10 protein-coding genes are annotated in these 12,122 nt (G+C 72.7%); 7 read left to right on the top strand and 3 right to left on the bottom strand.

Annotated features, from left to right (window positions below; translation table 11 throughout):
• The first annotated feature begins 17 nt into the window (after positions 1-17).
• Positions 18-494 (top strand): hypothetical protein, encoded by a 477-nt coding sequence (locus G5B56_RS10905; protein WP_230246289.1) that lies wholly within the window; start codon positions 18-20, stop codon positions 492-494.
• Between the two features lie 37 nt (positions 495-531).
• Here the strand turns inward: G5B56_RS10905 and G5B56_RS10900 are convergent, their stop codons facing one another.
• The 3 genes from G5B56_RS10900 to G5B56_RS10890 are packed head-to-tail and all read right to left on the bottom strand — an operon-like array spanning position 532 to position 3,519.
• Positions 532-1,725, bottom strand: coding sequence for an SUMF1/EgtB/PvdO family nonheme iron enzyme (locus G5B56_RS10900; RefSeq protein WP_240920696.1), 1,194 nt, complete (start codon positions 1,723-1,725; stop codon positions 532-534).
• Complete coding sequence (locus tag G5B56_RS10895; protein WP_009857431.1) at positions 1,722-2,357, bottom strand: response regulator transcription factor; 636 nt, start codon at positions 2,355-2,357, stop codon at positions 1,722-1,724. The genes G5B56_RS10900 and G5B56_RS10895 overlap by 4 nt, the downstream gene beginning before the upstream one ends.
• Before the next feature lie 25 nt (positions 2,358-2,382).
• A complete protein-coding gene (locus G5B56_RS10890; protein WP_029718953.1) occupies positions 2,383-3,519 on the bottom strand; it encodes a response regulator in 1,137 nt (378 codons plus the stop codon).
• A 217-nt stretch (positions 3,520-3,736) separates the two neighbouring features.
• Here G5B56_RS10890 and G5B56_RS10885 point away from each other — a divergent pair, with 217 nt between their 5' ends.
• The 6 genes from G5B56_RS10885 (at position 3,737) to G5B56_RS20070 (ending at position 12,054) form a co-directional block, all read left to right on the top strand.
• Positions 3,737-4,198, top strand: coding sequence for a hypothetical protein (locus G5B56_RS10885; protein WP_009857433.1), 462 nt, complete (start codon positions 3,737-3,739; stop codon positions 4,196-4,198).
• 54 nt (positions 4,199-4,252) lie between these two features.
• Positions 4,253-4,615, top strand: coding sequence for a response regulator (locus G5B56_RS10880; protein WP_009857434.1), 363 nt, complete (start codon positions 4,253-4,255; stop codon positions 4,613-4,615).
• A gap of 40 nt (positions 4,616-4,655) precedes the next feature.
• Positions 4,656-6,809 carry a chemotaxis protein CheA gene (locus G5B56_RS10875; protein ID WP_029718952.1) on the top strand — a complete coding sequence of 718 codons (2,154 nt, stop codon included), beginning with the start codon at positions 4,656-4,658 and terminating at the stop codon, positions 6,807-6,809.
• Positions 6,810-6,931: 122 nt separating this feature from the next.
• Entirely contained in the window at positions 6,932-8,545 is a 1,614-nt protein-coding gene (locus G5B56_RS10870; RefSeq protein WP_164963209.1) for a methyl-accepting chemotaxis protein, read from the top strand.
• A 58-nt stretch (positions 8,546-8,603) separates the two neighbouring features.
• Positions 8,604-10,376 carry a methyl-accepting chemotaxis protein gene (locus tag G5B56_RS10865; RefSeq protein WP_164963208.1) on the top strand — a complete coding sequence of 591 codons (1,773 nt, stop codon included), beginning with the start codon at positions 8,604-8,606 and terminating at the stop codon, positions 10,374-10,376.
• Positions 10,377-10,413: 37 nt separating this feature from the next.
• Positions 10,414-12,054 (top strand): methyl-accepting chemotaxis protein, encoded by a 1,641-nt coding sequence (locus G5B56_RS20070; RefSeq protein WP_164963207.1) that lies wholly within the window; start codon positions 10,414-10,416, stop codon positions 12,052-12,054.
• Positions 12,055-12,122 lie beyond the last annotated feature (68 nt).

Below are 12,122 nucleotides of genomic sequence, written 5' to 3'. Positions count from 1 at the left end.
CCGCGAAGGAGCACTCGATGACGACCCACGACTCACGGCCGCCTCGAACCGCGGCAGCCCACGCGCTCGCCGTGATGGTCGCGGCCAACGGCCGCGCCGACCCGCGTGAACTGCAGGCCCTGGAGGATCTGCAGGCTTTCGGCCGCCTCGGCGTGCCGCGGGCCCGTTTCGAAGCCCTGGTGCACGAATGCCTGCACGAGGTCGGCAGCGGGCTGGCCGGCAGCTCCTGGCTGCACGCACGCGACCAGGCCTACGTCGACCGCCTGCTCGACGCCGTCGCCGACCCGCAGGAGCGGCTGCTGGTCTGTCGCCTGGCCGCCGCCGCGCTGACCGCCGACGGCCAGGTCTCCTGGGACGAGCGGCTGGTCTTCGACCACGCGCTGGCCCGCTGGCACGTCAGCCGCGCGATGCTGACCCAGGCCATCCTGCACGACGGCACCCCCGCCGCCGGACGCCACGCACGCCCGCTCGTCGCGCACCCGGCCGCCGGCTGAACGGCGCCGCTGCAAAAGGCAAGACCTGCCCCCCCGCTCAGATCGCGCAGGAGCGGAAGCCGCAGAACATCGTGTCCGCCTCGGCGGGCGCGAAGCGCCGGGCCTTGGGGTGGGCCTGGCGCAGCCGGGTCATCCAGGACGCGCCGCGCAGCACGGCGGCGGGGCGCGCGGGCAGCGGGTCCAGAGCCGACGCGCCGGCGGCATGGCCGGGCCAGGGCCGGGCGCTGCCGGCCACCCACTCGAAGACCTCGCCCCAGGCGAAACCGCGGCCGGCCGCCTGCTGCGCGGCGCACTCCCACTCGGCTTCGGTCGGCAAGCGCCGGCCGGCCCAGCGGCACCAGGCCTCGGCTTCGTGGCGGCTGAGATGCAGCGCCGCCTGGCCGGGCGCGGCGCGGCGCAGCTCGCCGTGGCGCTGCACCAGCACGCCGCCGCGCAGCTGCTCGACGTGGCGCGGCGCGCGCCGGCCCTCGGCCTGCAGCCAGGCCCAGCCGGCGGGGCTCCAGCACTCGCGCCGGTCGTAGCCGCCGTCTTCGGCGAACTCGGCATAAGCCGCCCACGACACCGGCCGGGCGTCGATCTCGAACGCCGGCAGCGCCACCTCGTGCGCCCAGCGTTCGTTCTCGGGCACCGCGCCGCCGGGCTGCGACCCCAGCATCCAGCGCTGCGCCGGCAGCCGCAGCGGCTCGCGCGCGGCCAGCGCCGGCGGTTCGCGCCAGGGCAAGGGCGGCTCGCCGCCGGCATGCAGCTGCAGCGCCGCGGCGCGTTCGGCCAGCGCCTCGCCGAGCCGGTCCTCGTGGCGCAGCGCACAGCGAAAGACGTGCAGCCCGGCGTCGTCGGCGTGCGCCGATCCCAGCAGGTCCAGCGTCGTCTCCAGCGTCTGCGCCAGCCAGGCCCGCAGCGCGGCCGGCGTCGGCGCCGGCGCGGCGCCGGCCAGCCAGGCGTCGATCGCCGCGTCGGCCGGCGGCAGCCGCAGCGCCGAGGCGTCGGCGGCCTCGCCGCGCTGGCGGCACACGTTGCGCGCGATCCAGCGGTCCTGCCAGGCACCGGCGCGTGCGGCCAGCGCCAGCGGCGACGGGCCGCCGTCGGCGCGGGCCAGCGCGTCGCGGGCCTCGAAGGCCGCCAGCCAGCGCAGCGTGTGGTTGCGTGCGTCGATCAACGCCAGCGACAGCAGCTCGGCGCCGGCAACACGCATCGCCTGCGCGTCGTCGAGCGCCGCAGCGCGCGGCTTCACGAGCCGACGAGCCCGTTGCGGATCGCGTAGACCGTCAGTTCGGAGTTGTTCGCCAGCTGCAGCTTCTCGAGCACGCGCGCGCGGTAGACCGAGACGGTCTTGGGGCTGAGCATCAGCTCTTCGGCGATGTCGGCCAGGCGCTTGCCCGAGGCGATCATCACCAGCGTCTGCAGCTCGCGGTCGGAGAGCTTCTGGTGCGGGGTCTCGAGCACCGGCGCGGTCAGGCTCTCGACGAGCATCTGCGCGATCTCCGGCGTCACGTACTTGCGCCCCTGGGCGACGGTGCGCACCGCGTCGACGATCTGGCGCGGCTCGCCGCCCTTGTTGACGTAGCCGAAGGCGCCGCCGCGCAGCGCGCGGATCGCGTACTGGTCTTCGGGGTACATGCTGACGATCAGCACCTTGACCGGCGAGCCCTCGTCCTTCAGCGCGTGCAGCGCGTCCAGCCCGCTGCGCCCGGGCAGGTTGATGTCCAGCACCAGCACGTCGCAGCTCGTGCCGCGCATCAGCGTGCGCAGCTCGCCGTAGTCGCCGGCCTCGCCGACGACGCGGATGTCCGGGGCGTCGGACAGCGTGTCGCGGATGCCGCGGCGGATCAGCGCGTGGTCGTCGCAGAGGATGACGTCGATCATCGGGTCGCTCCGGGACTGCGGGCCGCTACAGCGAGGCCCAGGCCGAGGGATCGTGCTCGCGGTCGTCGCGCGCCGGGTCGAACACGGTGCCGGCACCGGCTTCCAGCGGCACCGACAGGATCAGCGTCGTGCCGCCGGGGCCGCTGCTCAGGTCGATCCAGCCGCCGACGGTGGCCGCGCGCTCCTTGAGACCGCGGATGCCGAAGCTCTGCGCCTTGGCCAGATCCTCGGCCGACAGGCCGCGGCCGTTGTCGCTGATCTCCAGCGACAGCACGCCGCCGGTCAGCGACAGGTCCAGCGAGACCCGCGTCGCCTGCGCGTGCTTGGAGATGTTGGTGAGCGCTTCCTGCGCCGTGCGGTATGCCACCAGCGGCACGCCCAGCGGCAGCTGCGGCTTCTCGTGGCTGGTGCGGAAGGCGCAGGGCACGCCGCTCCTGCGCTCGAAACGCCCGGCCAGCCACTGCAGCGCCGGCACCAGGCCCTGCTCCAGGATCGCCGGGCGCAGGTTGTGCATGATGCGCTGGCTGGCCTCGATGGCGTGCGTCACGGTGTCCAGCGCGCTCAGCACGCGGGTCTTCAGCTCCGGCGTGGTGACGCGCTGGCCGATCCAGTGCAGGTCGAACTTCAGCGCGGTCAGCGAGCCGCCGACGTCGTCGTGGATCTCGCGCGCGATCGCGTTGCGCTCGGCCTCGACCGACAGCTGCAGATGCTGCGCCAGCTCCGACAGCCGCTCCTGCGAGGCCTGCAGTTCCAGGTCGGCGCGCAGCTTGGCGCGCCGCGTTTCGGCGGCGGCGATGGCGTGCTCGATCGCCGGCGCCAGCCGCGCGAGGTTGTTCTTCAGCAGGTAGTCGCTGGCGCCGTTGCGCATCGCCTCGACGGCCGTGTCCTCGCCGATCTCGCCGGAGACCAGGATGAAGGGCACCAGGCAGCCGCGCTCGCGCACGATCTCCAGCGCCTGCAGACCGGTGAACGACGGCAGGTTGTAGTCGGACAGGATCAGGTCCCAGGGCCGGCCCAGGGCCTCGACGAAGGCGTCGCGGCTGTCCACGCGCTCGACCTGCACCTGCAGCCCGGCACGGCGCAGCTGCGCCATCGCGAGCGCGTGGTCGGCTTCGGAGTCCTCGAGGTGCAGCAGGCGCACCGGCGGCGAAGGAGCGCTCATCCGTGAAGTATCGCGCACCCTGCGCACCGCCCCCGCCCGGGGGGCCCGCCGGGAGCACAGAAATATGACGCGAATCACCGCGTCTTCCGCTCAATGTTTGCGGGGCGCGTGCCGAAAATGGGTCGGAAGAGGCCCGGCTGGCCGCATCAGGCTTGCACCAACACGGTGCATCCGCGGCCGGACGAGGTCGAACAAGAACCGAACACCCGGAGTCCGGATGCTCTCCCAGGAACCTCACGACACGGCACACGAAGGCACGATGCCGTTGCTGGCCGCCGCGGACCTGCAGGACCACCTGCTCGTCGCCAGCAACGACCTCGACCGCCTCCAGCGCCTGCTCAGCGACGCCTGCGACTCGCTGCTCGTGCACTTCTACGGCGCGACGCAGGAGTTGAAGCAGCTGCTGCATTCGGCCGCTCCGCACCCCGAACTCGACAGCCACCAGCTCCATGCCGCGATGGAGCACATGGCTGGCGCGATCACGGCGATGCAGTTCCAGGACATGGCCTCGCAACTGGTCCACCACACCTCCCGGCGCCTGCGCAACTGCGCCGACCGGCTGGCCCGCGACACCATGGGCGACGACGAGGACGGCGAGACGCTCGTCGAGGAGGCGCCGCTGCGCCCCAACCCCGTGACCCAGGACGAGATGGACGCCGGGTCCGTCGAGCTCTTCTGACCGCCCGGCGCATCCGCCCCCAGAACTCCAACCTTCCCCCCCGAGAGACCTCCCATGCACTCGATCCTTGCCGTTGATGACAGCGCCTCGATGCGCCAGATGGTGTCCTTCACGCTGAAGAACGCCGGCTTCCATGTCGTCGAGGCCGTCGATGGACAGGATGCCTACGAGAAGGCCAACCAGCGCGACTTCAACCTCGTGCTGACCGACCAGAACATGCCGCGCATGGACGGCATCAGCCTGACCAAGAAGCTGCGCGAGAACCCGAAGTTCAAGAGCACGCCGATCCTGATCCTGACCACCGAGTCGAGCGACCAGATGAAGCAGGCCGGCCGCGCCGCCGGCGCCACCGGCTGGCTGGTCAAGCCCTTCGACCCCGCCAAGCTCGTCGAGGTCATCGGCAAGGTCATTCGCTGAGTCCCGCGACGGGACCCCAGCAGGAACACGGAGCACGACCATGGCCGACACCCAACAAGAAGGCGCCCACCTGTCCGCCGGCATCGACCTCTCGCAGTTCTTCCAGGTCTTCTTCGAAGAAGCCGGCGAGAACCTCGAGACGATGGAGCAGATGCTGCTCAACCTCGACATCGAGAACGCGGACGACGAGGAGCTCAACGCGATCTTCCGCTGCGCGCACTCGGTCAAGGGCGGCGCCGCGACCTTCGGCTTCAGCGACATCGCCGAGCTGACGCACGAGATGGAGACGCTGCTGGACAAGCTGCGCCGCCACGAACTGGCGCCGACGGCGGCGATGGTCGACGTGCTGCTGGCCTCGGGCGACGCGCTGAAGGCGCAGCTCGCCCGCCACCAGGGCAACGGCGCCGACCCGGTGGACACGCGCGAACTGCTGGTGTCGATCCGCGCGCTGGTCACCGGCCAGGCCGCCGCCGCGCCGCTGCCGGCCGCGCCGGCCGCTGCCGCCGCAGCCCAGCCCGCTGCCGCGGCCGCCGCTGCGGCCCCGGCCCCGGTCGCCGCGCCTGCCGCCGGGGGGACGGCCGCGCGTGCGCTGGAGCTGACCGTCGGGCCGCTGGCCGACCCGGGCATGGCCGACAACCTGGTCGAGCTGTTCAAGGAGATCGCCGACCTGGGCACGATCGAGCCGCTGGACGCCGGCCGCGCCGCCGACGGCATGCGCCGCTTCAAGGTCGTCACGACGACGCCCGACAACGACCTGCTGGACCTGTTCACCTTCCACGTCGCGCGCGAGCAGCTGCGCCTGGGCCCGCTGGGCCCGGGCTACGGCTTCCACGCCGGCGCGCCCGGCGCACCCGAGCCGAGCAAGACCGAACCCGACCCTGGCTACGGCTTCTTCGACGACGCGCCGGGCGCGCCGTCCGAGGCCGCCGCCGCGCCCGCAGCGCCCGCCGCGGCAGCCGAGCCGGTGCGCGCCGCCGTGCCGGCCGCGCCGGCCCGCGCCGCCGCCCGGACCGACAAGGCCGCCGCGCCCGAGTCGAGCACGCTGCGCGTCTCGGTCGAGAAGGTCGACCAGCTGATCAACCTCGTCGGCGAGCTCGTCATCACGCAGGCCATGCTGGCGCAGAACAGCAAGGGCGTCGACGCCGCGCTGTACCAGCAGATGTCCTCCGGCCTGGCGGACCTGGAGCGCAACACCCGCGACCTGCAGGAAGCGGTGATGTCGATCCGCATGATCCCGATGTCGCTGGTCTTCAACCGCTTCCCGCGCATGCTGCGCGACCTCGCCGGCAAGCTCGGCAAGAAGGTCGAGCTGGTGCAGGTCGGCGAGGCGACCGAGCTCGACAAGGGCCTGGTCGAGAAGATCACCGACCCGCTGACGCACCTGGTGCGCAACAGCTGCGACCACGGCATCGAGCTGCCGGCCGAGCGCCTGGCCAAGGGCAAGCCCGAGACCGGCACGATCACGCTGATCGCCAGCCACCAGGGCGGCTCGATCGTCATCGAGGTGCGCGACGACGGCAAGGGCCTGAACCGCGAGAAGCTGCTGAAGAAGGCGCGCGAGCGCGGCCTGGACGCGCCCGACACGATGACCGACCAGGAGGTCTACGGCCTGATCTTCGCGCCGGGCTTCTCGACCGCCGACGTCGTCACCGACGTCTCCGGCCGCGGCGTCGGCATGGACGTCGTCAAGAAGAACATCACCGCGCTCGGCGGCACGGTCGAGATCGACTCGGCCGAGGGCTACGGCATGACGGTGCGCGTGCGCCTGCCGCTGACGCTGGCCATCATGGACGGCATGAGCGTGGGCGTCGGCGAGGAGTGCTACATCCTGCCGCTGTCCTCGGTCGTCGAGTCCTTCCAGGTGCAGCCGGGCATGATCAAGACGATCGGCGGCACCGGCCGCGTCGTCGAGGTGCGCGACGAGTACATGCCGGTCGTCGACCTGGAGCGCGTCTTCGACGTGCCGCGTTTCGACTTCGAGCGCGTCAGCAACATCATGGTCGTCGTCGAGGCCGAGGGCGGGCGCGTGGCGCTGCTCGTCGACGAGCTGCTCGGACAGCAGCAGGTCGTCGTCAAGAACCTCGAGTCCAACTACCGCAAGGTCGACGACGTCTCGGGCGCCACGATCATGGGCGACGGGCGTGTCGCGCTGATCCTGGACATCGGTTCTCTGGTTCGCCGCTCTAGACATTGATGGACCTGTGCCCCCGAGCTCGCTTGCGCTCGCTACCCCCCGAGGGGGCCGTCCGCCGACGGTCCGGCAAAGCCGGACCGTGGCGGGAAGCTTGATCCGATCAGCCCCTGGAAGTTAGCGCGATGAATGCACTGCTGGCCCTGATGCGCGGATTCACGATCCGCACCCGCATGCGCGGCGCGATTGCCGTCGTGCTGCTGTCCTTCGTCGTGGTCGGGGCCGCCGGGCTCGTCGGCGGGCTCGAGCTGCGCGAGCTGAACCAGAAGATCCTGGAGCAGTCGCGCGGCGAGCAGGCCGCGACGGCGGCGATCGACCAGCACATCGCGCAGGCCCGCCTGCACGAGAAGCAGATGGTCATCGACTACGAGGACAGCGCCGCGATCGCCAAGCACCGCCAGGAGTGGAAGCGCGAGATCGACGCCACCACGGCGGCGCTGAAGTCGCTGCTCGAAGGCGAGGACGACGAGGACAACCCGATCGCGCGCGAAGCCATCGAACGCCTGGCCGAGTACGAGAAGGCCGCGGCGATGGTGCTCGACCGGGCGCAGCAAGGCGTGTTCGACAACGCCCGCGTCGTCGACCGCATGCTCGAGCGCGCAGGCGGCCACATCGCCGCCGTCGAGCAGGCCGCCGGCAAGATCCAGACGATCGTCATGGCCGAGAGCGCCGAGGCCGCGGCGCGGTTCGACGAGACGATGCAGCAGGCGCTGTTCGTCTTCGGCGGCCTGATCGCCGTCGTGATGCTGGTCATCACGCCGATGACGCTGGCCAACTCGCACTCGATCACCAGCCCGATCGACCACGCCCGCAAGGTGGCGCAGGCCATCGCCGACGGCGACCTGACGCGCCCGATCCAGCTGCAGGGCCGCGACGAGGCCAACGACCTGCTGGCCGCGCTGGCGCGCATGCAGGAGTCGCTGCAGCGCATGGTCGGCCAGATGCGCAGCTCGGCCGACAGCATCGAGCTCGCCAGCCGCGAGGTCGCCGCCGGCAACGCCGAGCTGTCCAGCCGCACCGAGCAGACCGCCGGCAGCCTGCAGCAGACGGCCAGCGCGATGGAGGAGATCACCGGCACCGTGCGCCAGAGCGCCGACGCCGCGCGCGAGGCCAGCGAGCTGGCCGGCAGCGCCGCCGAGGTCGCGCAGCGCGGCGGCGAGGTCGTCGGCCAGGTCGTGACGACGATGGACGAGATCAACGCCAGCTCGCGCCGCATCGCCGACATCATCGGCACCATCGACGGCATCGCCTTCCAGACCAACATCCTGGCGCTCAACGCCGCCGTCGAGGCGGCACGGGCCGGCGAACAGGGCCGCGGTTTCGCGGTCGTCGCCGGCGAGGTGCGCTCGCTGGCCCAGCGCTCGGCCGAGGCCGCGCGCGAGATCAAGGCGCTGATCGGCAACTCGGTCGAGAAGGTCGACACCGGCGCCCGCCTGGTCGCCGACGCCGGCACGACGATGGGCGAGATCGTCGCCAGCGTGCAGCGTGTCAACCAGATCATCGGCGAGATCAGCCGCGCCGCCGGCGAGCAGAGCTCGGGCCTCAGCCAGGTCAACGGCGCCGTCTCCGAGCTCGACGGCATGACGCAGCAGAACGCCGCGCTCGTCGAGCAGTCGGCCGCCGCCGCCGAATCACTGAAGGAACAGGCCGAGCGCCTCGGCGCGATCGTCGCCGCCTTCCGCACTGCCGCCGGCTCGCACGAGCCGGCCGCCAAGGAGCTGGCCACCCCGGTGGTCTGACGAGGCCGACAGGCCTCGACGGACCACCCAGGCAGAAGCTCGCCCCCAGGAGAAAACGATGAAATCCCTGTCCAACCTCCGCATCGGCATCCGGCTCGGGCTGAGCTTCGCGGCCGTGCTGGTGCTGATGGCGGTCACCACCGCCGTCGGCATCTACGAACTGCGCCGCATCGGCGCGCTCGGCGCCGAACGCGACGCCGCGACGGCGCGCGCCGCCGACCTGGAGGCCTGGAAGTCCAACACCCGGCTGAACCTGGCGCGTGCGCTGGCGGTCGCCGCCTCGGGCTTCCAGGACGCGACGGTGGCGGCGATCGAGCCGCAGATGAAGGCCACCTCGGCCGAGATCAGCACGCTGCAGAAGGCGCTGGAGGCCAGCGGCGAGTCGGCCGACGAGAAGGCCGCGTTCGCCGACATCGCCGCCAAGCGCAAGGCCTACATCGACGTGCGCAACCAGGCCTCGGCGGCGTTCAAGGAAGGCAGCATCGCCGAAGGCGACCGCCTCGTCAGCGGCCCGATGGCCAGCACCGCCCAGGCCTACCTCGGGGCCATCGAGGCCCACCAGCAGCGCGCCCGGCAGCACGCCGACGCGCTGGCCGCGCGCGTGGAAGACGGCATCCGCACCGGCGTCTACACGCTCGCCGGCATGCTGGCCGCGGCCATCGCCGCCGGGCTGGCGCTGGCCTGGTCGATGACGCGTTCGGTCACCCAGCCGCTGGCCGAGTCGATCGACGCCGCCAAGCGCATCGCCGCGCACGACCTGACACGCGCCGTGCCCGACACCGGGCGCGCCGACGAGATCGGCGAGCTGCTGCGCGCGCTGCGCGACATGCAGGCCAGCCTGACGACGATGGTCGAGCAGATCCGCAGCGGCACCGGCTCGGTGGCCGGCGCCAGCAGCCAGATCGCCGCGGCCAGCACCGACCTGTCCTCGCGCACCGAGCAGACCGCGGGCTCGCTGCAGCAGACGGCCAGCACGATGGAGGAGATCACCGCCACCGTCGCCCAGACCGCCGACTCGGCGCGCCAGGCCAACCAGCTCGCCAGCAGCGCCAGCAGCGTCGCCCAGCGCGGCGGCGAGGTCGTCGCCCAGGTCGTGCAGACGATGGACGAGATCAACGCCAGCTCCAAGAAGATCGCCGACATCATCGGCACCGTCGACGGCATCGCCTTCCAGACCAACATCCTGGCGCTCAACGCCGCGGTGGAAGCGGCGCGGGCCGGCGAACAGGGCCGCGGCTTCGCCGTCGTCGCCGGCGAGGTGCGTTCGCTGGCCCAGCGCAGCGCCGAGGCCGCGCGCGAGATCAAGACGCTGATCGGCGGCTCGGTCGAGAAGGTCGAGTCCGGCGCCCGGCTCGTCGCCGACGCCGGCAGCACGATGCAGGAGATCGTCTCCGGCGTGCAGCGTGTGGCCGACATCATCGGCGAGGTGATGGCCGCGGCCACCGAGCAGAGCCAGGGCATCGGCCAGGTCAACGGCGCCATCGCCGGCCTGGACCAGATGACGCAGCAGAACGCCGCGCTGGTCGAGCAAAGCACCGCCGCGGCCGAGTCGCTGCGCGAGCAGGCCGAACGCCTGGCCGCGCTGGTGTCCGCGTTCCGCGTGCCGGGCTCGACCGGCCACGCCGCCGCGGCGCCCGAAGCGCCGAAACCGGCCCCCGCACGCGCCCAGGCCGCCCCGGTGGCCAAGGCCGTGATCGCCCGCGCCCGCGACGGCGCCCGTCCCGCGCCGGCCGCCGCGGCAACCCCCGCCGCCGCCGCGCCGCGGCCGGCGCCGGCCGCCGCCGCGACGCCGCAGACCGCGCGGGCCGACGACGACTGGGAAACCTTCTGAGCCCACGAGGGCGTCGCCGCGAGACGACGCAAGCAGTATGAACATCGACTTCAACGACCGCGCGATGCTCGCCTCGATGGCGCTCGTCGTGCTCGGCGCCGTGGCCTACGGCGTCGCCTTCGACGGCCTGGGGCTCGCGCTCGGGCTGGGCCTGCTGCTGCTGGCCGCGGCGGCAGCGCTGGCCGGCCTCGGCGGCGGCAGCCGCAAGGCCGCCAGCTTCATCGGCCTGCCGGTGCTCGGCATGGCCGCCGTGGCGCTGCTGATCCATGTCGCGCGCGGCGCGGCCGAGGCGCACTTCGCGGTCTTCGCGCTGCTCGCCGCCACCGTCGTCTACCGGCGCTGGGAGGCGGTCATCGCCGGCGCGGCGACGATCGCCGTGCACCACCTGAGCTTCAACTACTTCCAGCAGTGGGGATGGGGCCCGGTGTGCTTCACCGAGCCGAGCCTGCTGAAGGTCATCGAACACGCCGCCTTCGTCGTTGGCGAAGCCGGCGTGCTGGTGATGCTGGCGCTGCGCAGCCGCAGCGACTACCGCACCACCGACGAGCTCGTGGCCATCGCCGACGGCCTGGTCGACGCACGCGGCGACGTCACTTTCGCGCCGGCGCACCTGCCCGCGCAGTCGCCGGCCACGCACCGCCTGCAGCAGGCGCTGCGCCACGTCGAGAAGACGCTGGCCGAGGTGCGCGCGAGCGCCGACTCGATCCGCACCGCGTCCAACGAGATCGCCACCGGCAACCTCGACCTGAGCCAGCGCACCGAGCAGACCGCCGGCAGCCTGCAGCAGACCGCCAGCTCGATGGAGCAGCTGACCGGCAACGTGCGCCAGAGCGCCGACGCCGCGCGCCAGGCCAACCAGCTCGCCGGCAGCGCCGCCGACACCGCCCAGCGCGGCGGCGAGGTCGTGGCCCAGGTCGTCTCGACGATGGACCAGATCAACACCAGCTCGAAGAAGATCGCCGACATCATCGGCGTCATCGACGGCATCGCGTTCCAGACCAACATCCTGGCGCTCAACGCCGCCGTCGAGGCGGCGCGCGCCGGCGAGCAGGGCCGCGGCTTCGCGGTCGTCGCCGGCGAGGTGCGGGCGCTGGCCCAGCGCTCGGCCTCGGCGGCGCGCGAGATCAAGACGCTGATCGGCGACTCGGTCGACAAGGTCGAGGCCGGCGCCCGGCTCGTCGGCGACGCCGGCAGCACGATGCAGGAGATCGTCGCCAGCGTGCAGCGCGTCTCCGACATCATCGGCGAGATCAGCGCCGCCACCGCCGAGCAGAGCAGCGGCATCGCCCAGGTCAACGGCGCCGTCAACCAGCTCGACCAGATGACGCAGCAGAACGCCGCGCTGGTCGAGCAGTCGGCCGCCGCCGCCGGCTCGCTGCGCGAGCAGGGCACCCGCCTGGCCGAGCTGGTGGCCACCTTCCACCTGACCCAGACCGCCACGGCCACGCCGCCGGTGCTGGCGCGCGAGCTGATCGCCAGTGCCGGCGACAGCGCCCGCGCCGCGACGCCGCCGGCCGCGCCGAAGCCGCCGTCCAGGCCGGCCGCGACACCGGTCCGCGAGGCCGCGTCGCCGGAGCCGGCCGCCGCCCCGGTGCGCGCGCAGACGCCGCGTCCGGCCCCCCCGGCGGCGCCCGCCGCGCCGGCCGCACGCGACGACGGCGACTGGGAAACGTTCTGACGCCCGGCGTGGCATCTGCCACGCCCGCCCCGCTCAACTCGGCGCCGCGACGGTCGATAACCCGTACG

The sequence above is a fragment of the Rubrivivax sp. JA1026 genome (genome assembly GCF_011065555.1).
GTDB classification, from domain to species: Bacteria; Pseudomonadota; Gammaproteobacteria; order Burkholderiales; family Burkholderiaceae_C; genus Rubrivivax; species Rubrivivax benzoatilyticus.
Note: the sequence above shows the minus strand (reverse complement) of the source record. Positions and strands in the feature narration are given on the sequence as shown.

What these genes read in the sequence shown, in the direction of transcription:
- G5B56_RS10870 (WP_164963209.1), top strand. Translation starts at nt 6,932, where the DNA reads ATGAATGCACTGCTGGCCCTGATGCGCGGATTCACGATCCGCACCCGC.
- G5B56_RS10905 (WP_230246289.1), top strand. Translation starts at nt 18, where the DNA reads ATGACGACCCACGACTCACGGCCGCCTCGAACCGCGGCAGCCCACGCG.
- G5B56_RS10880 (WP_009857434.1), top strand. Translation starts at nt 4,253, where the DNA reads ATGCACTCGATCCTTGCCGTTGATGACAGCGCCTCGATGCGCCAGATG.
- G5B56_RS10885 (WP_009857433.1), top strand. Translation starts at nt 3,737, where the DNA reads ATGCTCTCCCAGGAACCTCACGACACGGCACACGAAGGCACGATGCCG.
- G5B56_RS10890 (WP_029718953.1), bottom strand. Translation starts at nt 3,519, where the DNA reads ATGAGCGCTCCTTCGCCGCCGGTGCGCCTGCTGCACCTCGAGGACTCC.
- G5B56_RS10875 (WP_029718952.1), top strand. Translation starts at nt 4,656, where the DNA reads ATGGCCGACACCCAACAAGAAGGCGCCCACCTGTCCGCCGGCATCGAC.
- G5B56_RS10895 (WP_009857431.1), bottom strand. Translation starts at nt 2,357, where the DNA reads ATGATCGACGTCATCCTCTGCGACGACCACGCGCTGATCCGCCGCGGC.
- G5B56_RS20070 (WP_164963207.1), top strand. Translation starts at nt 10,414, where the DNA reads ATGAACATCGACTTCAACGACCGCGCGATGCTCGCCTCGATGGCGCTC.
- G5B56_RS10865 (WP_164963208.1), top strand. Translation starts at nt 8,604, where the DNA reads ATGAAATCCCTGTCCAACCTCCGCATCGGCATCCGGCTCGGGCTGAGC.